The organism is Paenibacillus sp. JCM 9796, from assembly GCF_055379675.1.
Window position 1 is genome coordinate 3,941,987 of record NZ_AP043723.1, and the last position, 25,061, is coordinate 3,967,047.

Genomic DNA, 25,061 nt, shown 5'->3' on the forward strand with positions numbered 1-25,061 from the left:
CGTATCGTCGTTCGTGGAGCAGGAAGGTTGTTGAAAGCAAAAAAAGGAGGATTGAAAAACAATGAATCTCATGAGAATCATGACTTCGGCAGCACTTTCCGCGTTATTGCTGTTCATGACGGCATGCGGCAGCGGCAGCAGCAACAACAATGGCACCGGGGCCGGCACCGGCAGCAAAGAATCGGCTTCGTCAACGGAAGGAGCGGCCAAAGCCGGGACTTCCGCTGCGCCCGTTCCAATCGACTATGGGCTCTATTGCGGCAAGGAGTGTCAGGAGGCATTAACGCTGAAGGCTTCCCCCGATTCCATTAAAGGTAAAGTTGGTTTTGCAGTCGCTTCTTTGACTTTTCCTTACGGCGCGGCTTTGAAGAGCAGAACGGAAGAAGCGGCCAAGAAATATTTTCCGAACATGGAGCTGCTGGTAGGCGACGGACAAAACGATCCGAGCGTTCAAACGAGTATCGTGGATGATTTTATTTCCAAGGGCGTGCAGGTTTTAATCATTAACGCGGTCGAGAAAGATGCGCTTGTTCCTGCCGTTGAACGGGCTGTGAAAGCGGGCATCAAGGTGATCTCCGTCGATCGTACCGTTAACACCAAAGTGCTGACGACGATCAAAGCCAATGATTTGGATTTGGGGATGAATGCGGGCCAATCTCTTGTTACCCTGTTGAATGGAAAGGGCAACGTTGTTGAACTGCAGGGAAGCCCTTCGGCATCGCCTACCATCGATCGGCACAAAGGGTTCACCGATGCCATCGCCGGCTCTCCGGACATTAAAGTCATCGCCAGTCAGCATGCCAACTATGACCAGGCACAGGGACTGAAAGTGATGGAAGATCTGCTGCAGCGGTTTCCCAAGGGGCAAATCGACGCCGTATATACCCACGCCGACATGATGACCATGGGCGCCTTACAGGCGATTAAGGCGGCCGGCAGACAGAACGAAATTAAATTGATCAGCATCGATGGTATGCAAACGACATTCGATGCCATCTCGGATGGAGAAATCGCGGGTACGGCCGTTTATCCGGTCATTGCGCCGATGAACGTGATTGCGGCTGCCAAGGCTTTGGTCGGCGAACCGATGCCTGAATTCATTAAGCTGGAATCCCCGGTTGTGACCAAAGAGAACGTAGCGAAGTATAACGGCACCACTTATTAAAATAACTTTGGGAGGTCTTCGATCATGACGATGAAATTGTCCTTTAACACTTGGCCCTATGCGAGTTTCCCGGTTTGGCTGCCCGCTTATCCGCTGGAAGAGGTGATCAAGCGCCTCTCCAAAATCGGTTACGAAGGGATTGAGATCGGCGCAGCCAGTCCCCATGCTTACCCGCCCACGACGACCAAGGAGAGGCGCGAGCATATCAAGAAGGTGCTGGAGCATTACGGAATGGAAGTATCCAGCATGCTGCCCGGCCTTAGCGGCGGTCCCGGCCATAATGTCGCTTCGCCGATCCCGGAAGAGAGACGCCACACGATCGAGCATTATAAAGACGTCATCGAATTGTGCGCCTATTGGGGAGGCAAAACGGTGCTGTACATTCCCGGCTGGCAAGTTTTCGGCACAAGCCTTAAACAAGCGTGGGCTTGGAGCGCCGAGGCATTGAAGGAAATTTCCAAGACGGCTGCGGATTACGGGGTAACGCTTGTCATCGAGCCTACCTCGCATGACAGCAACATTGTGGACCGGTGCGACGATGCCCTGAATTTGATGGAAGAGGTTAACGAACCGAACGTCAAGGTGATGTTCGATACGTTCCACGCTCTTTACCGTAAAGAGGTGTCCTCAGATTACATTTACCGAATGGGCGAACATCTTCACCACATCCATATTTCGGATAATGACCGGCTTGCGCCGGGACAAGGCAAAGGGGATTTCGTCTCCGTCATTAACGCGCTTAAGGATATCGGCTACGACGGTTATCTGGCGATGGAAATCGGATTTGACCGCCGGGATGTGGAGCCGGATCTTGTAGCCCGCCAAGCCTACGAATACCTCAAGCCGTTAATCGATCAAGCGGAAGGGAAAAAATAAGAGCAAATTCGAGAGGAGGCTTTCTGGATGAGCGGTAAACATTTCGTTATCGAGACGCATGAAGTTGAGACGATGCTGTTTGACTGGGGCCGCATCGTGATGACATGCACGCCCGAAGTGACCGGATCGGCCGGCTTTAGCGCCGGTATCGTCGAGATGCAGCCGGGACAGGGGCACGACCGTCACAACCATCCGGGCGCGGAGGAGCTTATCTATGTCATCTCCGGCGAAGGGGAACAGATGGTGGAAGATGCAAGCGGCAATCCCATCGTTTATACGGTCGCTTCAGGGAGCACCATCTATGTTCCCGAAAGCAGGTACCATTATACCGTTAATACGGGTAAAGAGCCGATGAAAGTATTCGTGGTGTATTCGCCCCCGGGCTCGGAGAAAGAATTACGGCAGCTTCCCGACTTCAGATCGGTTCCCCCCGTTCAGCAGCCCAAGCGTTAAAGGGAGATAAAATGCCGACGGAGGTTCTGGCGATGGAAACGGTAGTTCTTATAGGAACTTTGGATACGAAGGGCAATGAATATGAATTTGTGATGGATCGTATTCGGTCTGCAGGCTGCGAAGTGATCGTTATCGATGTCGGCGTCCTGGGCAGTCCCCGGATTTCGCCGCACCTGACCAGGGAAGACGTGGCCCGGGCAGCCGGAACCGATATCGGCGTTCTTATTGAGCGAAACGACCGGGGATTTGCTATGGAGCGGATGGCGGCCGGGGCGGCGGAGTTGGTTCGCAAACTGTATCAAGAAGGACGGCTGCACGGCGTGCTGGCGTTGGGGGGCTCGGGGGGATCTTCGATAGCTACTCATGCGATGCGCGCACTGCCGGTCGGCGTTCCCAAGCTGATGGTATCCACGATCGCGTCCGGCGATATTCGTTCGTATGTGGGCCAGTCGGATATTACGATGATGTATTCCGTTGTGGACATCGCCGGGATTAATTCCATCTCGGAGAAAATACTTGCCAATGCGGCTGCCGCCATCTCCGGAATGGCCCGGGCGAGCGCCGCCTATAAGCCGCACCAACAAGCAAGGCCTCTGGTGTCCGTTTCCATGTTCGGGGTTACATCGCCCTGCGTGCTGCAAGCGCGCGATTGGCTGGAAGCACGCGGTTATGAAGTGCTGGTGTTTCATGCCAACGGCTCGGGAGGGCGCGCCATGGAGGGACTCATGAAGGACGGCTTCATCCGTGCGTCACTTGATTTGACGACCACAGAGCTTGCGGACGAATGGGTCGGCGGTATGCTGTCGGCAGGAGCGGACAGGCTTGAAACGGCAGGCCGCCTCGGCATTCCTCAGGTCGTGTCGCTCGGCGCGCTCGATATGGTTAATTTCGGGACGCCCGATACCGTTCCGGCCCGCTTTCAGGGAAGGACGCTTTATAGACACAACCCGAACGTTACGCTGATGCGAACTACCGCTGACGAGTGTGCGGAATTAGGGAAAATCATAGGCCGCAAGTTAAACATGGCAACCGGTCCGGTGAGTGTCTTTATTCCGCTCAAGGGCATCTCTTCGATTGCCAAACAAGGGGAAGTATTTTACGACCCTCAAGCGGACCGGGCATTGGTTGATAACCTGCGGCAAGTGCTCGCTCCCCATATTGAGGTGGTGATCATGGACACGGACATCAACGATCCGGTTTTTGCCCAGGCCATGGCCGAAAAGCTAGATGCATATATCAAATATAGCGAGGTGCTTCGTCATGAGTAGAAAAGAAATTGTACAACGATTACGCAATCAGGTGGCCCAAGGGCTGCCGATTATCGGCGCTGGCGCGGGAACAGGAATTTCCGCCAAATGTGCGGAAGCGGGCGGAGCCGACCTGATCATTATTTACAATTCCGGCCGATTCAGAATGGCGGGACGCGGGTCCATTGCCGGCTTGATGCCTTATGGCGATGCCAACCAGATTGTTGTGGAGATGGCGGGCGAAGTTATACCGGTTGTGAAGAACATCCCTGTGCTTGCAGGCGTATGCGGCACCGACCCCTTCAGACAGATGCCTATTTTTCTTGAGGAATTGAAAAGAATCGGATTTAAAGGCGTGCAAAATTTCCCTACCGTAGGGCTCTATGAAGGACAGCTGCGGCAAAATATGGAGGAAACGGGAATGGGGTATGACCGTGAAGTCGATATGATTAGAATTGCCCATGAGCTGGACCTTCTGACCACCCCCTATGTGTTCAATCCGAATGAAGCCCGTGCCATGGCAGAAGCCGGCGCCGATGTCATCGTGGCCCATGTAGGTACGACGCTCAAAGGATCAATTGGAGCGAAAAGCACGATGACCCTGGACGATTCCATCCGTGCCATTCAAGCTATGCACGACGCTGCCAAAGAGGCGAATCCGGACGTGCTGGTCATCTGCCACGGCGGCCCCCTGGCAGAGCCGGACGACGTCCGCTACGTGCTGGAGCGGACCAGAGGGATCGACGGTTTTTTCGGAGCCTCAAGCATGGAACGGCTGCCGGTTGAGATCGCGATAACGGAGAACACACGGCGGTTTAAAGCTTTGCCTCTTGGCTAGTGCGTTACATACCAGTCGACATACAGGGAGGAGAATCGGCAATGACGGCGAGCGGGGAAAACGTTCAGACGTATATGTTTTTTAATGACGAGGAAGCCGGCACAATCGAGGCTATTACCGCCCGTATCATTCCAAGCGATCCGTTAAGTCCGGGCGCACGGGAAGCCGGAGCCGTTATTTACATCGATCGGGCGCTGGGTGGCTATTTTAGCCACCTCCAAACCTTTTATCGACAAGGAATTACAGCTTTCGACCGTTTGTGCCAAGAGCGGTATGGAGCTCCGTTTGTCGAGCTTACCGAAGAACAGCAGGACGGGATGCTTCATGAAATCGAGGGCTCGCTTACCGATGAGGAGCCGGACAGTCTGGCGCAATTTTTCGCGGTTGTGTATGAGCATACGCTGGAGGGAACGTTCGGCGATCCTCTCTACGGCGGGAACCGGGATGCGGTCGGCTGGAAGCTGGTCGGATTTCCCGGCGCCCAGTGGGGGTATACGGCCGAGCAGATGCAGTTAGGCTATGACGCCAAACAAATGAAAGTGCTGACTCTTGCCGACCTTCGCCAGGAAGCGAACCGATCGGCTGTAAGCGGGGTGAAGCCATGACTGGACGAATTGACGCTATCGTAGTCGGCTTGGGCGCATCGGGAGGCATTGTAGCGACAGAGCTTGCCCGCGCGGGACTTAAGGTGGTCGGACTTGAAAAAGGGGCCTTTTACAAGGAATCCGATTTTCAATCCAAGTTTGATGAAATCCGGTATTACCGCCGGAGCGCCATTGTGCCGCATATGGGAAAGGATCCGCTAACCTGGAGGCCGAATGAAGGCAAAGCGGCTGTTATTTTGCCCTGGGCATCGAATAAGCTTGGCCTGGGCGATCCTTTTCAGATTCCGCCGTCTATCGGAACGGGAGGAGGAACGATCAGTTGGGGCGGGGCTGCGTTCCGGTTCCGCGAGAAAGATTTCAGTATGCGAAGCACGGTTATTGAACGCTTCTCGGAAGCGGCGCTCCCGGAAGATACGACCTTGGTCGATTGGCCCTTAAGCTATCAAGAGCTGGAGCCTTATTATGACCGTGTGGAGTGGGAGATCGGGGTATCCGGATGCGCAGGGCATATGAATGGGGAGCGCCTGCCGGGCGGGAACCCGTTTGAAGCGTCTCGCACCCGGGGGTATCCTATGCCTCCGATGCAGCGCGGATCAACCGATCATTTATTTGCCGATGCGGCCCAACGTCTGGGCTATCATCCGTTCCCGACGCCGACGGCCATAGCTACGGTTGATTATAAAGGCAGATCGGCCTGTACCAATTGCGGGTTTTGCCATGGTTACCCTTGTCACGTTGGAGCCAAAATATCGACCCATGAAATCATTAAATCCGCCGCCGAGGAAACCGGAAATCTGGAGATACACCCCTTTGTCCGGGTTTTCCGCGTGAATCGCGATTCAACCGGCCGGGTCAAAGGCGTCTCTTACTTCGACTCGGAAGGAAAAGCGATGGAACTCGAGGCCGACATTGTGATTCTCGGCTGTTACGCTCTCGAGAACGCAAGACTGCTTCTGGCATCCGGGATCAATAAGAACGGGCAGGTCGGCAAGCATTTGATGCTGCACAATTTCGGTTGGTTCACCGGCATTTTGCCGTACTGGACGAATCCGTTCATGGGATCGCTGCAGGGGGGCTCCGTAATTGACGATTTTACGTCGGAATTGATTCCCGATAATGAGGAAGGGGTTCTTTGGGGGTCTCCGATCAATACTTGGACCGGCGATATGCAGCCGCTTGAAACCGCCCACGGCCTTCCTCCGCACGTTCCGAGATGGGGAAAGGGCTTTAAGGATTGGATGAGTGAAAATTACAGAAAGCTCTTCAGGATGTATTCGCAGCATTCCACGCTGCCTTCCCGCCGATTTTATTGTGATCTTGATCCGGTCGTGAAGGATCAATTTGGCCAACCGGCGTTAAGAATCACGCATGATTGGACGGAGTACGATAAGAAGACCGTCGAATATTTCATGAAAATCAAGCGGCAAATCGCGCAGGAAATGGGGATGAGCGAATGGTGGGAGGATTCGCCTGCTCCCGCTTACCATGTGTCCGTTCATGACGTCGGCACCCACCGGATGGGTTGGGACCCGAATTCATCGGTTGTCAGTCCGTTCGGAGAAGTGCATGAATGCGAAGGACTGTACGCCATAGGAGGGGGACAGTTCCCGACCTTTCCTTCCTATAATCCGACGGAAACGATCATGGCCTTGGCTTATATGACGGCGGATCGACTGCTAAACCGTATATAATAGCAGGCAAAGCGGAGGTTTCGTGTTTATCAAACACGGGACCTTTTAGCGCTTGAATCGCCTCAAGGCTTCGGCAAATCGGCGAATGCCCTCGCGTATGCTGCCGGCTTCCGTACGGCTGTAAGTAAACCTCATAAAGTTTCGGCTGGAACCGAGCGTCGTACCGGGGGCGAAAATAACCCCGTTCTGGATCGATTCCTTGAACAGCGCGTTCTCATCCCATTCCCCGTTTGGTTTGCACCATAAATGTATTCCGCCTTGAGGCTCCATAAAATCGACGCAGCCCTCTAATTCGTTTCTTAACGCATCCATGATCCGGCGGCATGCAATTTATCATACGCGGCAATAACCGTTTCGCGGTTAACGCCCAGTTCTGGACAAGAGCCTTTCGGACGGCAGGCAGCACCGGATCATATTTATGCCCACCGGGATCATTTCAACGAAAGCCATGAAGTCTCCGATCCGGCCGTGGTACGGAGAATAGAAGCATTAGCCGCGCAGGTGCTTCATATGAGCAAAGCTCTGCAAGGAAAGGCATCGGCGGCCAAGTAACCCATATAAAACAGCGAAAAACCTTGAGCGATCAAGGTTTTTCGCTTTGGAAGAACGCGATGTCGTTTCTTTCGCGTGAACGCATCTGCGGTTTATGATGCAGCCCGTAATAGATGACGATCGTAAGCGCGACGATCAAACCGCCTATAAGATACATGGTGCGATAGTTCGTATGGGCGGCGATAACCCCCAAAATATAAGAGCCGGAGGCATATCCCGTATCGAAGAAGACAAAGTATGTACCCGTGGCGAGTCCGCTGCGGTGAGCCGGCGAAGATTGGATGGCAATGGTCTGAAAACTTGGGAGCAGCGCGCCGAAGCCTAGGCCGATGATGCCGGCGGTGAGCAAAAAGATGAAAGCGGAATGCGCTTGACTTAACCCGATCATGCCGCCGACGAACAAAACAAGCCCCGGATAAACCAATACATGCGCGCCCAATCGATCGAACAGCTTGCCGGTAAACGGTCGGGAAATTAAGATGATGGCCGCAAATACCATAAAGAAATAGCTGGCGTACTGCGGTAATCCGAGTTCCTTGGCGTAGACGGAAATAAAGGTGGAAATTGCCCCGTAGGAAAAAGCCAATACGCTTGCGGCGATTGAAATGGGAATGGCCCGGCGTTCGATGAACCGGTTCCAGCTCCAGGGGATCCCCGCAAGTTTGACCGTGACGCGCTCGGGAATACGGGTCATCATGCCGCATACGAACGAGAGCACGGAGGCCGCTATGCATAGTCCGAAGAGTACGGTAAAGTCATAGCTTGACATAACGGTTATGCCGAGGAACGGCCCGACGACCATAGCCAGGCTCATAAATAGCCCGAAATATCCGATGCCTTCTCCTTTGCGCTCTGCGGGTACCGTATCCACCGCAATGGCGGAAAAGGCCGTTGCGGCTATGCCGAACCCGACGCCATGCACGATGCGCAGCAGCAGCAGCATGCTCATACTGCTTACCGACAAATAAAGGATGCAGCAAACGGTATAGAGGACGAGTGAAAGAAAGAGCAGCTTCTTCCGATCCCATTCATCCAGCCATTTCCCCGTTAAAGGCCGGAAAATAACCGCAGCTATAACAAAAACCGTAGTGACAAGACCTATTTCTTGTTGTCCCCCGCCCAAGCTCTCAAGGACGAACGTCGGGAGCGTAACTGCATACACGTAGAAGGTCATAAAAATAAAAAAACTGCTGAAGCAGATTGCTAAAAAATTGAGGTTCCATAACGCTTGTTTCTGCATGTCTTGTTCGCTTCTTTCCTTGTTTTGTTCAAACGCCGGCGCCGGCGTAATAAGCTTGAAACCGCAGGGTCAGGCCTTGGATTAGTTTTCTGCCTATGCGCTAATGATGAAACCTGGCGATTCGTCGTTTCGCATACGTTCACTCCTTTTATATCGCATGTATAATATTATCATAACAATTATATGCATGACAACTATTTATCAGTGAAGCATGGCAGGGCCCGCACGCCGCCAAGGAAAAAAAGATATTGACAAAATAAATAATTTGTGATATATTAATAAGTTTCTCGTTGACAATTTAATCAAGAGTGTGATACATATAAAGATGACTTACTTGGGAGGGGGCCGTTGGACGATGGAGAACGATCACCGTGCTGGATCAGAGACAGAACTTACGCTTGAACAGGTGAAGGAGCAGTTAATCCTTCAGGGCCAACAACATTCTTCATTAACTTATAAAGCCATTATGGAAAAGCTCGCCCCATTTGATCAGGAACCGGAACAAATTGACGAGTTTTTCGAGCAGCTTTTTGAGCTTGGTATTCAGATCGGCAACGATACGGATGACGGGCTCTCTGTAAGGTCTAACGTTCAGGAGCATGACGAGATGCAGGCTGACGATGACCTGTCGCTGCCGCCGGGCCTTAAAACCAATGACCCTGTACGCATGTATTTGAAAGAAATCGGACGCGTGGGGCTCCTTTCGGCAGAGGATGAGGTCGGCTTAGCGAAAAGGATCGAACAGGGCGATGAAGAAGCGAAACGGAGATTGGCCGAGGCGAACCTGCGTCTTGTCGTCAGCATTGCCAGACGCTATGTCGGACGAGGCATGATGTTTCTCGATTTAATTCAGGAAGGCAATATGGGACTCATGAAGGCGGTCGAGAAGTTCGATTATTCGAAGGGGTACAAATTCAGCACGTATGCGACCTGGTGGATTCGTCAGGCGATTACCCGCGCTATCGCCGATCAGGCCCGGACCATCCGCATCCCGGTGCATATGGTTGAGACCATCAACAAGTTTATCCGCATCTCCAGGCAGCTGCTGCAAGACCTCGGGCGGGAGCCTTCGCCGGAAGAAGTTGCGAAGGAGATGGACCTGACGACGGAAAAAGTACGGGAAATTATTAAAATCGCGCAGGAGCCGGTTTCGCTCGAAACACCGATCGGAGAAGAGAACGATTCCAGCTTGAGCGATTTTATCGAGGATCAGGAAGCGCTGCTGCCGGCTGACGCCGCAGCTTACGAGCTGCTGAAAGAGCAGTTGTCGGACGTATTGGATACACTCACGGAGCGCGAGGAGAACGTACTGCGCCTTCGTTTCGGACTCGCTGACGGACGCACGCGTACGCTTGAGGAAGTGGGCCAAGTGTTCGGCGTTACCCGAGAGCGGATTCGCCAGATCGAAGCGAAAGCGCTGCGCAAGTTGAGACACCCGAGCCGCAGCAAGCTTCTGAAAGATTTTCTGGAATAAGACTGGAACAGGTACGGGAATAAAATATACATGAAGGATGGTGGAGGTATGGAATCGGGATTCATCATTCGTTGCCTGCAATGCGGCGAAGAGTATAAGGTAACGCCCGGGCGGCGTTACTACCGCAACGAACAAATTGTTTTTGGTACAGACAATTACGGTGCAGACCAAATATCCTGCGAATGCGGGAATGCTCTCGAGGAAGTCAGCAAGTTTGAGGGGGGCGATTACGAAGGCGAGTTTATCGTGGAGTGGCGCGACATCTCAAAATAAAATATCCAGAAGGAGATGGCCCGGATGTTTGTTGCCATTCTGTTGTTCGTCATAGCCGGGGTTGCGGAGATCGGCGGGGGCTATCTGGTTTGGCTGTGGCTAAGAGAGTCCAAGCCTGTTTGGTACGGAGTAGTGGGAAGCCTTGTGTTAATTGCCTACGGCGTTATCCCCACTCTGCAGATGTTTCCGAGCTTTGGCCGGGTGTATGCAGCCTACGGCGGGGTGTTTGTTGTTCTCGCCGTCTTGTGGGGCTGGGTCGTAGATAAGAAGGCGCCGGATCATTACGACTGGATTGGAGCGGCCGTTTGCGTTGCGGGTGTGTGCATCATGTTGTGGGCACCCAGAAACTGAATGGCGAGGCAGAACCACGGCGGCAGGAGGGAGAAATTCCGGCAGGGCCCGCCGCACCGAAATCGGAGCTTTGCGCCTGATTAGCGTGGACCGTTCCCCGGCTGCCGCCGTTGGAGCCGGGCTTGTAAGCTGAAATATCGGAGGAAAGGGTAACCTCCAGAACCAGGGTCACTTGGTTCTGGAGGTTTTTCGTTTGCAAATTATGAATAAACGGTGAATTTGCCCGCTTGTAGAACCTAGATTTCCTTTATAAAAACATACTTTTAATATTGACAGTTAAAAGTATATCAAATATAGTTTTAAGTATAGTTTACAAAATAAAAAGAAAAGGGTGAATATATGCTAAAAGTTGGTGTGATCGGCTGCGGGGCAATTGCGCAAAGACGTCATTTGCCGGAGTACAGCAAAAGAAGCGATGTAGAAATCGTAGCCGTTTGTGATTTTAACCTGGAACGAGCTAAAGAAGTAGCTCAAACCTTCGGAGCGAAATTTGCGTTCCAAACGCATCAGGAGTTATTGGCATGCGAAGAGATTGAGGCTGTATCGGTATGTGCTCCCAACTTTCTTCATGCGTCCATTACGCTGGATGCGATTCATGCAGGGAAGCATGTACTTTGTGAAAAGCCGATGGCTACCAGCTTGGAAGAGGCGAAGAGTATGGTGGACGCCGCTTCTGAGAAGGGCGTTAAATTAATGATTGGCCACAGCCAGCGTTTTATGCCGGTACATCTCAAAGCGAAAGAAATACTGGATGAAGGAAAATTGGGGAAGGTATTAAGCTTTCAGACGACCTTCGGTCATTCGGGTCCGGAAAACTGGAGCGTGGATGGCAGCAAAAGCTGGTTTTTTAACCAGGATGAAGCCTTCGCCGGTGTGCTGGGAGACTTAGGAGTTCATAAAGCGGATCTGATTCGTTGGCTGTTGAACGATGAAGTCAGTGAAGTCAGCGCCATGTATGGAACCTTGCATAAAAATACGAATGTCGACGATCATGCGGTGATTACGATCAAAACGCACAAAGGTGCAATCGGGACATTGACAGCGAGCTGGACCTATTATCCTAATGAAAATAACTCCACGATCATTTATTGTGAGAAGGGAACTTTGAAAATAGGTACGGATGACAAGTTCGGCTTGATTGTCGAGCATCTGAACAAGCATCGTGAGTTGTATGAAATGGATAAAATGCAGACGAACGAAGCCGGCGGACAAACCGATTCAGGCATCATCGATCACTTCGTGGAAGGGATTTTGAGCGGACAGGGACATTCGATTACAGGAATCGATGGCTACAAGGCGCTTGAAATCGTACTCGCAGGCATACATGCTGCGAATGAAAAGAAAAATATTTCGTTGATTGCAACAATCTAAGTTTTTTCAACTAGAAATAAAATGTTTTTAGACTTACTTTTAACATTGACAGTTAAAAGGTATTGGAATATAGTTAATTTGAACGATATGTAAGCGATTAATTTACATCTGAATATAAGGAGGCCTCGATATGAAGTTGGGTTACCAGACGAATACATGGGGCGGAGTCGTTGGGCATCCGGCCGGCGTAACCTCAGTGAAGGATCTTTATTATTTAGCGAATGGGTCTACCGAGCAAGCGATTCAAGATATCGCTGCGGCAGGATACAAAGGGATTGAACTTTTTGACGGGAATTTGATGCAGTATGCAGACCGGCCCGAGGCGTTTACGGACTTGCTTAAGCGCTATGACTTAACCTTAATCGGCGTTTACACCGGAGCCAATTTTATTTATAAGGATATCCAGGACGATGAGTTTCACAAAATCGAGAAGGTTGCCGAATTCGCATCCCAATGCGGCGCGCAGCATCTTGTTATCGGAGGCGGAGCTATTCGCGCTGCGGGAATTTTGGATTCCGATTATACGGAACTGGCGCAATCGCTGGATCGTGCCGCGGCTATTGCGGTCAAATACAATTTGATTCCAAGCTATCATCCGCATCTCGGTACGATTGTGCAAGGACCGGATCAACTGGATCGAATTATGGAGCTTACGTCCATTAATCTGTGTCCGGACACGGCGCATATCGAAGCGGGCGGCGGCGACCCTGTGGCTACGGTGAAGAAATATATGGATCGGATCCTCTATATCCATTTCAAAGATTATGCGAACGGCGCTTTCCTGCCGTTAGGAGAAGGTCATCAGAACTTTGCTGAAATGGTAACCGCTTTACGCGAGAACAACTACAGCGGTTGGATCACGGTCGAGCTGGATAGCTATGAGGATCCTTTAAAGGGTGCCCAAATCAGCAAGAAGTTTATTCAGGATCAATTAAATATAAAGTAAGCAAAAAATAGAAGGGGGTCATTTCATCATGAAGAAAGCGCTTTCCGCATTATCGGTACTGACCTTGGCATTCGGCTTAGTATTAGCGGGTTGTGGAACTGGCGGCAATGGAAACGCCGGCGAAGCCTCGGGAAAAGCAGAGACGCCTGCCGCTGCACCGGCCAATGAGCAAACGGGTCCGCTGACAATTAACCAAAGCCTTCCGAACAAAGAAATTTTAAGTAAAGGTCCTAACGGTGAGAACGCTGTATCCGCCAAAACGCTGCAGTTGACTCCTGAAGAATTGGCCAAAATCAAGCAAGGAAATTATAAAGCTGCACTTGCTATGCACTATGCCGGTAACGACTGGTCGACAGCACAAATTAAAGGACTGAAAGAAACCTTTGCCAAAATGGGTATCGAAGTGATCGCAACGACAGACGCTAACTTCAAATCGGAGAAACAAGTATCCGACATTGAAACGATCTTGTCCAAAAAGCCGAATATCATTGTCAGTATCCCGGTAGATCCTGTATCTACGGCCGCTGCTTATAAAAAAGCCGCTGCTGAGGGCGTGAAATTGGTATTCATGGATAATAAACCGAACGGCTTGGAGCACGGTAAAGATTATGTCAGCGTCGTATCCGCCGATAACTACGGCAATGGCGTAGAAGCGGCTCATGTGATGGCGAAGGCGATTGGGGAGCAAGGGGATATCGGCGTTATTTTCCACGATGCGGACTTCTTTGTAACGAAACAAAGAACGGATGCATTTGAAAAAACAATCAAAGAGAATTATCCGAACATCAAGATCGTGGAGCGCGGCGGTATTGCAGGACCGAACGACGGCGAGAAAGTTGCTTCCGCTATGTTGACGAAGCATCCGAATCTTAAAGGGATCTTCGTAGTATGGGATGTGCCTGCAGAAGGGGCGCTTGCCGCTGCCCGTTCAGCCGGTAGAAACGATCTGGCTATTACGACGATTGACCTGGGCACGAATGTCGCGCTCGATATTGCCCAAGGCGGGATGATTAAAGGTCTCGGCGCGCAGCTGCCTTACGACCAAGGTGTCGCGGAAGCTATTCTGGCCGCTTATGCGCTGCTTGGCAAAGAAACGCCTCCATATGTAGCGGTGCCTGCGCTTCAAGTAACGAAAGAAAATATCCTGGATTCCTGGAAAACGGTATATCAAGTTGACGCTCCGAACACCATTCAAAACGCTGCTAAGAAATAATGAAATCATTCTTATATAAAGAGGAGAGAAAACAATGCGTAAATTAAATGTAGCTATGATCGGCGGAGGTTTCATGGGGAAGGCGCACTCGTTGGCTTATGCGGGAATGCCTATGTTTTTCTGGCCGGCTCCGGCTCTTCCTCAACGTAAGACGGTCGTGGATATCAACGACGAATTAGCGAAAGCAGCAGCAGATCGTTACGGATTTGAATCCTACTCTTCGGATTGGAGACGTGTTGTCGAGGATCCGGAGATTGACATTATCGATATCGTTACCCCGAACAACTCTCATGCGGAGATAGCGATTGCGGCTGCCAAAGCCGGCAAACATATCATCTGCGAAAAACCGCTTGCCAGAACTGGAGAAGAATCGAAACGGATGCTGGATGCGGTCACTGAAGCCGGCGTTAAGCATATGGTCGCTTTCAACTATCGTCGTACTCCTGCCGTGGCATTGGCCAAGAAGTATATCGAAGAAGGCGCTATCGGGAAAGTCCTCAATTTCCGCGGAACCTATCTGCAGGATTGGTCGGCGGATCCGGCCTCGCCGCTCTCCTGGAGATTCCGGAAGGATATTGCCGGCTCCGGAGCGCTGGGCGATATCGGCACGCACGTTATTGACTTTGCCCGTTACTTGGTTGGCGAAATTACTGAGGTTATGGGTGTGGCGAGTACCTTCATTAAAGAGCGTCCGATTCAATCCGGTTCTGTAGATAAATTGGGAACGGTGAAGGCAAGCGGCGACGTGAAGAAAGAAGCGGTAGACGTTGACGATGAAGTGAGCACCTTGCTTCGTTTTGAGAACGGCGCCGTGGGCAGCATCGAAGCTACGCGCAACGCATGGGGACGCAACAACTTCTTGACCTTCGAGATTCACGGCGAAACGGGTTCCATTTATTTCAACTATGAGCGTCGTGACGAGCTGCAGGTTTGCTTCTCTAACGATCCGAGCGACAGACGCGGCTTTAGAACGATTTATACCGGGCCTAATCATCCGTACGGCGAAGCGTTGTGGCCGATTCCCGCACTAGGCATTGGCTACACCGAAACCAAAATTATCGAAGCGCATGATTTTATTTCGGCTATTGTGAACGATACGGACGTTTCACCGAATTTCTACGACGGCTATCGAATTGCTGTCATTTCCGATGCGATTATTGAGTCTGCCAACAGCGAAAAATGGGTTAAAACGATCTAAGATCAAGAACTGCGAATGCGAATAAAGTGATTTTCTAACGGGGCGGAGTGCCGTCCCGTTAGAATCCTTGCAAAGGGGACTTCTTATGGAAACGCCATTTTTGGAAATGCGAGATATCTCCAAATCATTTAACGGAATCAAAGTTCTCGATAACGTCCATTTCGAATTAAAAAAGGGAGAAGTTCATGCCCTGATGGGCGGCAACGGTGCGGGTAAATCGACTTTGATGAAAATTTTGACGGGCGTTTATGAACTGGATGCCGGACAAATTTATATAAACGGTTCTGAAGTGCAGATCAAGACGCCGACCGATGCGGAAAAGAATGGCGTATCGATGATTTTTCAAGAGTTCAGTCTGATTCCTACATTAACGGTAGCCCAAAATATATTTTTGAGCCGGGAACCGAAAACAGCGATGGGGTTCATCGACGATAAAAAATGCGTGAAACTGACCAAGCAGCTGCTCGAAGAGCTGGATGTTGATATTAAACCGAATGACGTCGTAGCCGACTTGGGAGTCGGGTATTGGCAAATGACCGAAATTGCGAAAGCGCTGTCGAAAGAAACGAAAATATTGATTATGGATGAGCCCACATCCTCATTAACGAAGCGGGAAACGGAAGTGCTGTTTGAATTTATCGGACGATTGAAGCAAAAAGGAATTTCGATTATTTATATTTCGCACCGCATGGATGAAATTTTTCAAATTTGCGACCGAATTACGATCATGGGTGACGGACGTCACATCATCACGGCGGAAACAAGCCAATTGGATATGGACAGCGTGATTCAGCACATCGCCGGTAAAAACTTGGAAAAATTCGAATGGAAAGAACGAAAAGGCAAGTCTAACGAAACCGTTATTCTTCAAGTGGATAATTTGCAAACAAACAACCGGGTGAACGGTGTCAATTTCAAATTGAAGCACGGGGAAGTTTTGGGGATCGCGGGTTTAATGGGAAGCGGACGAACCGAAACGATGCGGGCGTTGTTTGGGATCGATCCGGTGACCGGCGGAGACATCTATATAAAAGGCCAGAAAACCGTAATCCGGTCGCCGCAAGACGCTATCCGCAGCGGACTTGCATTGGTGCCTGAGGACCGAAGAGTTCAGGGATTGATCCTGGATCTTCAAGTGAAAGATAACATTCTGCTGCCGTCCCTCTCGAAGATTACCAACGTCCTTGTCAATGACAAAAAAGGAAATGAAATTTCCGAGGAATGGGTCAAAAAACTGAACATTAAAACAGACTCCATTAACAAAACATCGCGGTTATTATCCGGCGGTAACCAGCAAAAAATCGTGTTTGCCAAATGGCTGGCCAATTCGCCCGATATCATTATGTTAGATGAACCGACCATCGGGATCGATATCCGGGCTAAAGTCGAGATTATCGATATGGTACGCGATTTGGCCGATGAAGGAAAGAGCATCTTGCTTATTTCCTCGGAAATGACAGAGCTTCTGGCTGTCAGCGACCGAATACTCGTCTTTCATGACGGAAAAGTAGTTAAGGAATTTATGCGTGAGGACATCAAATCAGAGGAGGATTTGCAGCATGCAATCCAAGGCTTCTAGTGGAGTTTCATTGCTTAGGCAGTTTAATTGGAGACAATATATCGTTTATTTGGCCTTCATCGGCGTATTAATTTATTTCTCTGTGACTTTGAGCGATGAAGGATTTTTGACAACGAACAATATTTTAAACATTGTGCGCCAAACCGCGATCATTTCGATTATGGGCGTGGCGATGACCTTCGTCATCAGTACAGCTGAAATCGATTTGTCCGTCGGTTCCATCGCGGCGCTTTCCTCTCTAACGTCGGCCATGGCGCTGGAAGCGGGCTTCGGCATGATCGGAGCGATCGTTGCCGGTTTGGGCACAGGCTTCCTGATCGGGCTCATTAACGGATTGCTGGTGACGAAGGTCATCATCCCTTCCTTCCTCGTGACTCTAGGCATGATGGGCGTGACGAAGGGATTGGCGATGTGGGTGACCAATACGGCGCCGGTTCCGATTATTGACAAAACGTTTGTTTATATTTTCGGCTCCGGCGATGTCGGCGGTATTCCGGTCTTATTATTCTGGACGGTCATAGCGGTAGTGCTCGGGCACGTTGTTCTGCGGAAAACCGCATTTGGGCGAAGGACGCTGGCAACCGGGGGCAATCAAAGCGCCGCGAGATTTTCCGGTGTTAACGTAACGAAAACGAAATTGTATGTATTGATCGGCTCCGGCGTGATGGCTGGGCTTGCCGGGATGCTGTATGCGGGACGGATGCACTCCGGACGGTACACCTTCGGCGAGGGAGATGAATTGTCCGTTATCGCTGCCGTTATTTTGGGAGGCACCAGTTTGTTCGGAGGTGTCGGTACGGTCATCGGGACCGTCATCGGATCGCTGATGATCGGAACGATTAATAACGGATTGATTATTATGGGATTGGATGTCAGCCAGCAAATGATCGTGAAAGGACTCATCATCATACTCGCGGTGGCGTTCGGGCGAAAAGCTGTCGCCAAGTGATGGGAAGGGATTTGCTATGGGAAACCTACGAGCGGCGATATTGGGAGCGGGGTTTATCGGGCAAGCCCATATTGAAGCGATAAGGCGGCTTGGCTTTGTCGATGTGGTTGCAGTCGCACAGAATGGCCAAGAGAAGGCTGAAGAAGCTGCCAGATCGTTGAACGTTCCTAAAGCTTACGGGAACTATATGGACCTGCTGCAGGATAAGGACATCGATGTGATTCATAATTGTACGCCTAATTACCTGCATTATGAGACCAGTAAGCAGATCTTATTGCACGGGAAACACCTGCTCTCCGAGAAGCCATTAACGTTGACGAGCGAAGAAGCGAAAGAATTGTACCATTTGGCCAAAGGGAAAGATCTCGTAACCGGAATCAACTTTAACTACCGGCAATTCCCTATGGTTCAGCATCTGCGCGGTATGGTAAGGGAACATGATTTGGGCAATATCCGAATTGTCCGAGGCCATTATTTACAAGACTGGTTGTTGTACCAAACCGATTATAACTGGCGCATAGAACCCGAGTATGGCGGACGCACGCGTGTCATCGGCGATATCGGCTCCCATTTGTTCGACCTTGCACAATACGTGACAGGGGCGAGAATTACGGAGGTTCTGGCTGATACATCGATCGTTTACCCTATACGCTATAAACCGTTAAAGGGGCAGCAGACGTTTCAAGCAAGCGAACAGAAAGAGACAGAGCCCGTTGAAATCAAAACCGAAGATTACTGCTCGGTATTGGTCAAATTCGACAACGGATCGAGGGGCGTATTTACCGTTTCCCAAGTATCGGCAGGAAACAAAAATGCGCTGGAGTTAAATTTAGACGGCGACCTTGCTTCCGGTTCTTGGAAGCAAGAGGAGTCGTTTCGATTGGTCGTGGGATATCGGGACAAACCGAGCGAAACCGTCTTGAGAGACCCGAGTTTGTTGAAGAAAGAAGCGCTTCCCTTCCTGCACTATCCCGGCGGGCATGAAGAGGGCTGGACAGAAAGCCTCAAAAACATGATGCAAAACTTTTACGATGCTGTAAGATCGAAGTCCTTGATTTCGGATTCCGTCGCTTCTTTCAAGGAAGGGTATCAAATTATGCTGATTATCGATGCCATCGTGAAAAGCGCCGACACCGGAAGCTGGGTCAAAGTAGAGACGGTCAGTTAAGATGATCGTAATTCATATTCCATAGAGAATGAAGGTGCGGCCATTCGCTTGATAAGTAGATTTCAATCTGTTGGAACCAAGTTGTTCCTTATTTTTTTTATCAGCATCGTGACCTTTGTATTAACGGTTGGTTTAGTTTCCTATAATATCTCCAAAAATACGATAAGCAGTCAGGTTTCCAAAGCATCGTTGCAGACGGTCGTCCAAGCGAGTGAAAAGCTGGATTTTATGTTTCGTGATTTCGAAACGATATCCAGCCAAATCCAAACCAATACCGAGCTTATGGATCAGATGTGGAAGCTCCTGTATTTTGAGGTCGATCAGGATGAAAGAGTCGCCATCCATCGGAAAATATTGAGTTCGATGAACCTGTTGCTTCACTCGAATCCGAATGCCGAGGGCATTTACCTGTTGAACGAAAAGGGTTCTTTCGGTACATCGAATCAAAAAATTCCAACTCAATTTATGGAGCAGGATTGGTACAAAAAGACAATCGAAGGCGGCGGCAAGTTTTTCTGGCTTGCGCCTCGCGAGCGGGGTTATCTAGGTCTGGGGAAGGAAAACACCCAACTATTTGCCGTTGCACAAGTCTTGAAAAACTCATTAAACGAAACGGTTGGCGTACTGTTGATCGAGTTTGATGCGAATCTGCTGTCGGAAACCTTGGACAAGGTGAAGCTGGAATCGGGCAATGTGTTGATTCGGGAGTCTTCCGGTCAAGTCGTAGCAAGCACAGACCCGTCGTTTACCGATCAGGTTGCTTCGCTTAAGCTGGACGAAGCGGAGGGGCAATTCAGCATTAAGGCAAACGGGATGGAAGCTTTAGTCGTTTACAAGGTGTCCGATGTGACGAACTGGTCCTTAATCGGCTTTATTCCGAAGCAGTTTTTGTACGCCGAAGCTAATTATATTTTCCGTATCACCGTCCTGTGCGCAATCTCGGCCGCACTGCTGGCTGTTGTCATCGGTTATTTAATTGTAAGAAGAGTCGGCAGACCGTTAATCCAAATTCGCGATTTAATGCAAACAGGAGCAAAAGGGAATTTAACCGTAAAGTCGGATCACAGAAGTAAAGACGAGATCGGCCAGTTGGGAAACAGCTTCAACGAAATGATTGAGAAAATCACATCGCTTATTAGCGATACAAGCGTTCTTGCAGGCAAAGTTCTTCATACGGCCAATGAGATCGTCTCCGGATCGGACAAAACTTCGACTTCCGCCAAAGAGATTGCGATGGCTACGGAAAGTATCGCCTCAGGAGCCGGAACACTGGCCGAGGAAGCGATGCGCAGCAATGAAATCACGCAAAACACCCAGCTGCAGCTGTTGTCGGTGGCGGAGAGCAATTCGGAAATTTCGGCATCCGCATCTGAAGTCATGCTGATAAGTAATGAAGGCATTCATCATATGAGCAACCTCATGACGGATACTTACACAGCCGAAGATACTTTGCGTACAATGGCCGACAAAATGGGACGGCTGCAAGAAAGTACTGGATCCATCGAAAAAATCATCCAGGTGATGGAGCAAATCAATAACCAAACCAATATTTTGTCATTGAACGCAGCCATTGAAGCCAGCAGGGTCGGCGCAGCAGGTAAAGGATTTATGGTGGTTGCCCAAGAAATGCGAAGCCTTGCCAGCCAATCGAGGGAATCGATCCAGGTCGTCTCTGGGATCATCCATGCGATTCAGGAGGAGATTACAGGAACGGTCTCCTCGTTCTTGGAATCGCGGCAGATTTATTCCGCTCAAGTGAATGCCGTCAAGGAAGCGAATGCGATATTTCAGAGCGTGCACGATTCGATGGAGCATGTCATCAGCAAATTAGGCGACAGCACGTTATTGATTCAGCAATTGAAGGAATCGCAAACCGCCCTTGGCGAATCGATCGGCAACGTTAGCGCGGTATCCCAGCAAGCGTCCGCCGTGTCCGAAGAGGTTGCCTCTCAGAGCAGCGAGCAGTTGAAAATCAGCCGTGAGCTTGTTGGGCTGTCGACGCAGCTCAAGCAGTTGTCGGATGCGCTGAAGGAATCCTTATCCAAGTTCAAAATAAGTGAATAGGATGCATGCTGACGGGGCTATCCTAAAAGTTTAAACAGACTTCCGGGATAGCCCCTCGTGTTTAAGTATGGAAATAGAAAATGATTTACTATTAGATGGAGGGCCTTTATATTAGATTAGGATACAACCGTCCAAATCAACGCTTGTTACAACCTGCAAGTGTTGTTTTGTATTTAGAAATATGAAAGTGGTGAAATAACGTTGCTTTCCATGACTGCAAATGTTCTCCAGATCATAAGAAGAGCTAAGGATCCGATGGCCAAAACGGATGTAGCAGCCGTATCCGGGCTATCCTTATCCGCTGTATCAGACCATATCGAACGTTTGCTCAAAGAAAATTTAATACAAGTTTCCAATATAGGAAATTCAAGCGGCGGCAGAAAGCCGAGGCTATATACGTTAAATAAAGACGTCGGTTATATCATTTCGGTCGAATTAGGAACGTCCAGTGTCCAAGTGGCACTAACGGATTTTGACTGTAATATTTTATGTTATGATCGTTCGCCGGTTAACCTGAGCGAAGGTCCGGAGACCGTATTAACGTATATTTATAAAATGGTAGAACAATTGATGCTCGAACATCATATCAGTAAGAGCACGGTATTAGGGATCGGCATCGGAATTCCCGGCCCCGTCGAATTTGCTTCCGGCCTGCCGATTTCACCGCCGATTATGCCGGGATGGGACCGCTATCCGATCCGGGAGTTCTGGTCTCAATATTTTGATTGCCCCTGTTATGTCGATAACGATGTAAACATTATGGCCTTAGGGGAACATGCCAAGGGATTAAACTTCGAAATAGACAATTTAATTTATATTAAAATCGGGACGGGTATCGGCGCAGGGATCATCTACGACGGCAAACTGTATCGCGGCTCCAGCGGCAGCGCCGGGGATATCGGCCATTTTGATGTCGGTGCGGATGTCAACTGTTGGTGTGGCAATACAGGCTGTCTAGAGGCGGTTGCAGGCGGGAAGGCGATTGCCTCGAAGGCGAAGGAGCTGGCATTGGCCGGGAGAAGCGATTTCTTGCTTGATATCGTAGAGGAAAAAGGAGGGCTAACGCTTAAAGACATAGGCCTGGGCATTCAAAGACTGGATTCCTTATCGGTGGAGTTAATTCGCGATAGCGGTGCTTTAATAGGGCGAGTCCTCGCATCTCTCGTTAATTATTCCAATCCTTCATTAATCTCGATTGGCGGCGGTGTATCCGAATTTGGCGATATTGTATTGGCAGCTATAAGACAAGGGATTTATCAGAGATCCCTGCCGCTCGCAACACGTAATTTAATCATTAATAAATCGATTCTTGGACGAAAGGCCGGATTGATTGGCGGAGCTTTTATGACTATAGATCAACTAATCATCAATTCTACGGATGACAATGCGCATACGTTTTTTGAACCGAAAGCCAAGCTTCAATAACCGTTAAACCACGGGATCCTTCGTTATTTGCAATGAATAGCCTTGGAGACTCCACTTGTCCTGTGAGCGGGCCTGAGTGGGGAGTCCTCGGGGCTTTTTCGTTGTGGCTGCCGTAAGGTAAGGAATGATTTTGGACTTGCAAACCCATATCAAAATGTGGTACATTACGATTCCGGCTGTTGATAGAGCAGCGGATGCAACCCGAGTTGAAAGCTTCTGAGCATGGCGGATATACCCCTTGAATGGAAGAACAAAAACACGGTTGCCAAATCGAATCGGATGTGATACATTACGATTCCGGCTGTTTGATAGAGCAGCGGACGCAGCCCGAGTTGAAAGCTTCTAAGCATGGCGGATATACCCCTTGAATGGAAGAACAAAACGCAGTTGCCAAATCGAATCGGATGTGGTACATTACGATTCGGCCGTTGAAACAATCGGCGAATGCAAACAAGTTGAGAACTTCTGAGCATGTGGTTAGACCCCTTGAATGGAAGAAAAAAACAAGTTGCAATAACGATTTGAATGTGTTACATTACGAAGCGTTGTGAAATTGCCCTTTGAAAACTGAACATCGAGTGAGTGCTTTAAATAAGAGATAGCAATATCTCAGCTAGCTTCAACAATGAGCAAGTCAGCTTTCTACATTAATGGAGAGTTTGATCCTGGCTCAGGACGAACGCTGGCGGCGTGCCTAATACATGCAAGTCGAGCGGACTTATCCTTCGGGATAGGTTAGCGGCGGACGGGTGAGTAACACGTAGGCAACCTGCCTGTAAGATCGGGATAACTACCGGAAACGGTAGCTAAGACCGGATAGCTGGTTTCACCGCATGGGGGAATCATGAAACACGGGGCAACCTGTGGCTTACGGATGGGCCTGCGGCGCATTAGCTAGTTGGTGGGGTAATGGCCCACCAAGGCGACGATGCGTAGCCGACCTGAGAGGGTGATCGGCCACACTGGGACTGAGACACGGCCCAGACTCCTACGGGAGGCAGCAGTAGGGAATCTTCCGCAATGGGCGCAAGCCTGACGGAGCAACGCCGCGTGAGTGATGAAGGTTTTCGGATCGTAAAGCTCTGTTGCCAAGGAAGAACGCCTCGGAGAGTAACTGCTCTGAGGGTGACGGTACTTGAGAAGAAAGCCCCGGCTAACTACGTGCCAGCAGCCGCGGTAATACGTAGGGGGCAAGCGTTGTCCGGAATTATTGGGCGTAAAGCGCGCGCAGGCGGTCTTTTAAGTTTGGTGTTTAAGCCCGGGGCTCAACCCCGGTTCGCACTGAAAACTGGGAGACTTGAGTGCAGGAGAGGAAAGCGGAATTCCACGTGTAGCGGTGAAATGCGTAGAGATGTGGAGGAACACCAGTGGCGAAGGCGGCTTTCTGGACTGTAACTGACGCTGAGGCGCGAAAGCGTGGGGAGCAAACAGGATTAGATACCCTGGTAGTCCACGCCGTAAACGATGAGTGCTAGGTGTTAGGGGTTTCGATACCCTTGGTGCCGAAGTAAACACAATAAGCACTCCGCCTGGGGAGTACGCTCGCAAGAGTGAAACTCAAAGGAATTGACGGGGACCCGCACAAGCAGTGGAGTATGTGGTTTAATTCGAAGCAACGCGAAGAACCTTACCAGGTCTTGACATCCCTCTGACCGGTACAGAGATGTACCTTCCCTTCGGGGCAGAGGAGACAGGTGGTGCATGGTTGTCGTCAGCTCGTGTCGTGAGATGTTGGGTTAAGTCCCGCAACGAGCGCAACCCTTGAACTTAGTTGCCAGCACTTAAGTTGGGCACTCTAAGTTGACTGCCGGTGACAAACCGGAGGAAGGTGGGGATGACGTCAAATCATCATGCCCCTTATGACCTGGGCTACACACGTACTACAATGGCCGGTACAACGGGAAGCGAAGTCGCGAGATGGAGCGAATCCTTAGAAGCCGGTCTCAGTTCGGATTGCAGGCTGCAACTCGCCTGCATGAAGTCGGAATTGCTAGTAATCGCGGATCAGCATGCCGCGGTGAATACGTTCCCGGGTCTTGTACACACCGCCCGTCACACCACGAGAGTTTACAACACCCGAAGTCGGTGGGGTAACCGCAAGGAGCCAGCCGCCGAAGGTGGGGTAGATGATTGGGGTGAAGTCGTAACAAGGTAGCCGTATCGGAAGGTGCGGCTGGATCACCTCCTTTCTATGGAGTCCATGATGACTGTAGGTCATCGGACAAATCTACAGCAGCACCACTGCTGTATACAGAAGCACTCACTTCGATGTTTAGTTTTGAAAGGCGCAATAGCCTTTCAGTAAAGTTTGTTCCTTGAAAACTGGATAAACGAAACAAAGCAACAATGCTGAATCAAAATCCGGTACGACTTCGGTCGTACA

The 25,061-nt window shown here is 50.2% G+C and carries 22 protein-coding genes and 1 rRNA gene; 20 read left to right on the forward strand and 3 right to left on the reverse strand.

Annotated elements, in window-relative coordinates:
* Window positions 1-61: 61 nt before the first annotated feature.
* From ACZ439_RS19095 to ACZ439_RS19125, 7 genes are read left to right on the forward strand one after another with little or no spacing between them, the layout of a single operon-like run.
* On the forward strand, window positions 62-1,165 hold the full coding sequence (locus tag ACZ439_RS19095) for a substrate-binding domain-containing protein (protein ID WP_054799204.1): 1,104 nt from the start codon (window positions 62-64) through the stop codon (window positions 1,163-1,165).
* A 24-nt stretch (window positions 1,166-1,189) separates the two neighbouring features.
* Window positions 1,190-2,041 (forward strand): sugar phosphate isomerase/epimerase family protein, encoded by an 852-nt coding sequence (locus ACZ439_RS19100; RefSeq protein WP_127604762.1) that lies wholly within the window; start codon window positions 1,190-1,192, stop codon window positions 2,039-2,041.
* A gap of 27 nt (window positions 2,042-2,068) precedes the next feature.
* Window positions 2,069-2,494: a cupin domain-containing protein gene (locus tag ACZ439_RS19105; protein ID WP_054796380.1), complete on the forward strand. Its 426-nt coding sequence runs from the start codon at window positions 2,069-2,071 to the stop codon at window positions 2,492-2,494.
* Window positions 2,495-2,526: 32 nt separating this feature from the next.
* Window positions 2,527-3,762 (forward strand): Tm-1-like ATP-binding domain-containing protein, encoded by a 1,236-nt coding sequence (locus ACZ439_RS19110; RefSeq protein WP_201318145.1) that lies wholly within the window; start codon window positions 2,527-2,529, stop codon window positions 3,760-3,762.
* On the forward strand, window positions 3,755-4,579 hold the full coding sequence (locus tag ACZ439_RS19115; RefSeq protein ID WP_127604758.1) for a phosphoenolpyruvate hydrolase family protein: 825 nt from the start codon (window positions 3,755-3,757) through the stop codon (window positions 4,577-4,579). The genes ACZ439_RS19110 and ACZ439_RS19115 overlap by 8 nt, the downstream gene beginning before the upstream one ends.
* Window positions 4,580-4,620: 41 nt before the next feature.
* Window positions 4,621-5,184 carry a gluconate 2-dehydrogenase subunit 3 family protein gene (locus tag ACZ439_RS19120; protein WP_127604756.1) on the forward strand — a complete coding sequence of 188 codons (564 nt, stop codon included), beginning with the start codon at window positions 4,621-4,623 and terminating at the stop codon, window positions 5,182-5,184.
* The gene (locus tag ACZ439_RS19125; RefSeq protein ID WP_127604754.1) at window positions 5,181-6,875 is read left to right on the forward strand and encodes a GMC family oxidoreductase; all 1,695 of its coding nucleotides are present in this window, start codon (window positions 5,181-5,183) and stop codon (window positions 6,873-6,875) included. The genes ACZ439_RS19120 and ACZ439_RS19125 overlap by 4 nt, the downstream gene beginning before the upstream one ends.
* 45 nt (window positions 6,876-6,920) lie before the next feature.
* Here ACZ439_RS19125 and ACZ439_RS19130 read toward each other — a convergent pair whose 3' ends face one another.
* Both ACZ439_RS19130 and ACZ439_RS19135 read right to left on the reverse strand, forming a co-directional pair.
* Window positions 6,921-7,187 (reverse strand): hypothetical protein, encoded by a 267-nt coding sequence (locus ACZ439_RS19130; protein ID WP_054796376.1) that lies wholly within the window; start codon window positions 7,185-7,187, stop codon window positions 6,921-6,923.
* A 271-nt stretch (window positions 7,188-7,458) separates the two neighbouring features.
* Window positions 7,459-8,667 carry an MFS transporter gene (locus tag ACZ439_RS19135; protein WP_127604750.1) on the reverse strand — a complete coding sequence of 403 codons (1,209 nt, stop codon included), beginning with the start codon at window positions 8,665-8,667 and terminating at the stop codon, window positions 7,459-7,461.
* Between the two features lie 355 nt (window positions 8,668-9,022).
* Here ACZ439_RS19135 and rpoD point away from each other — a divergent pair, with 355 nt between their 5' ends.
* The 12 genes from rpoD to ACZ439_RS19195 all read left to right on the forward strand — a co-directional run bounded on the left by rpoD (window position 9,023) and on the right by ACZ439_RS19195 (window position 22,678).
* Entirely contained in the window at window positions 9,023-10,141 is a 1,119-nt protein-coding gene (gene rpoD, locus ACZ439_RS19140; RefSeq protein WP_127604748.1) for an RNA polymerase sigma factor RpoD, read from the forward strand.
* A gap of 48 nt (window positions 10,142-10,189) precedes the next feature.
* On the forward strand, window positions 10,190-10,414 hold the full coding sequence (locus ACZ439_RS19145) for a hypothetical protein (protein WP_230876074.1): 225 nt from the start codon (window positions 10,190-10,192) through the stop codon (window positions 10,412-10,414).
* 24 nt (window positions 10,415-10,438) lie between these two features.
* Entirely contained in the window at window positions 10,439-10,765 is a 327-nt protein-coding gene (locus ACZ439_RS19150; RefSeq protein ID WP_054796374.1) for a YnfA family protein, read from the forward strand.
* Window positions 10,766-11,104: 339 nt separating this feature from the next.
* Entirely contained in the window at window positions 11,105-12,136 is a 1,032-nt protein-coding gene (locus tag ACZ439_RS19155) for a Gfo/Idh/MocA family protein (protein WP_155614580.1), read from the forward strand.
* 130 nt (window positions 12,137-12,266) lie between these two features.
* Window positions 12,267-13,082: a sugar phosphate isomerase/epimerase family protein gene (locus ACZ439_RS19160; protein WP_372814651.1), complete on the forward strand. Its 816-nt coding sequence runs from the start codon at window positions 12,267-12,269 to the stop codon at window positions 13,080-13,082.
* A gap of 28 nt (window positions 13,083-13,110) precedes the next feature.
* A complete protein-coding gene (locus ACZ439_RS19165; RefSeq protein WP_464620046.1) occupies window positions 13,111-14,295 on the forward strand; it encodes a substrate-binding domain-containing protein in 1,185 nt (394 codons plus the stop codon).
* Window positions 14,296-14,329: 34 nt separating this feature from the next.
* Complete coding sequence (locus ACZ439_RS19170; protein ID WP_054799207.1) at window positions 14,330-15,493, forward strand: levoglucosan dehydrogenase; 1,164 nt, start codon at window positions 14,330-14,332, stop codon at window positions 15,491-15,493.
* A gap of 85 nt (window positions 15,494-15,578) precedes the next feature.
* A complete protein-coding gene (locus ACZ439_RS19175) occupies window positions 15,579-17,072 on the forward strand; it encodes a sugar ABC transporter ATP-binding protein (protein ID WP_127604740.1) in 1,494 nt (497 codons plus the stop codon).
* Complete coding sequence (locus tag ACZ439_RS19180) at window positions 17,053-18,021, forward strand: ABC transporter permease (RefSeq protein ID WP_054796372.1); 969 nt, start codon at window positions 17,053-17,055, stop codon at window positions 18,019-18,021. Before ACZ439_RS19175 ends, ACZ439_RS19180 begins: the two co-directional genes overlap by 20 nt.
* Window positions 18,022-18,037: 16 nt before the next feature.
* Window positions 18,038-19,189, forward strand: a complete 1,152-nt coding sequence (locus ACZ439_RS19185; RefSeq protein ID WP_127604738.1) for a Gfo/Idh/MocA family protein — start codon at window positions 18,038-18,040, stop codon at window positions 19,187-19,189.
* Window positions 19,190-19,237: 48 nt separating this feature from the next.
* Complete coding sequence (locus ACZ439_RS19190; protein ID WP_127604736.1) at window positions 19,238-21,253, forward strand: methyl-accepting chemotaxis protein; 2,016 nt, start codon at window positions 19,238-19,240, stop codon at window positions 21,251-21,253.
* 255 nt (window positions 21,254-21,508) lie between these two features.
* Window positions 21,509-22,678, forward strand: a complete 1,170-nt coding sequence (locus ACZ439_RS19195) for an ROK family protein (RefSeq protein ID WP_164751714.1) — start codon at window positions 21,509-21,511, stop codon at window positions 22,676-22,678.
* A gap of 164 nt (window positions 22,679-22,842) precedes the next feature.
* Here ACZ439_RS19195 and ACZ439_RS19200 read toward each other — a convergent pair whose 3' ends face one another.
* Window positions 22,843-23,028, reverse strand: a complete 186-nt coding sequence (locus ACZ439_RS19200) for a hypothetical protein (protein ID WP_464620047.1) — start codon at window positions 23,026-23,028, stop codon at window positions 22,843-22,845.
* Between the two features lie 297 nt (window positions 23,029-23,325).
* On the opposite strand from ACZ439_RS19200, the gene ACZ439_RS19205 reads away from it, so the two are divergent.
* Window positions 23,326-24,867: ribosomal RNA gene (locus ACZ439_RS19205) — 16S ribosomal RNA — on the forward strand.
* The last annotated feature ends 194 nt before the right edge of the window (window positions 24,868-25,061 follow it).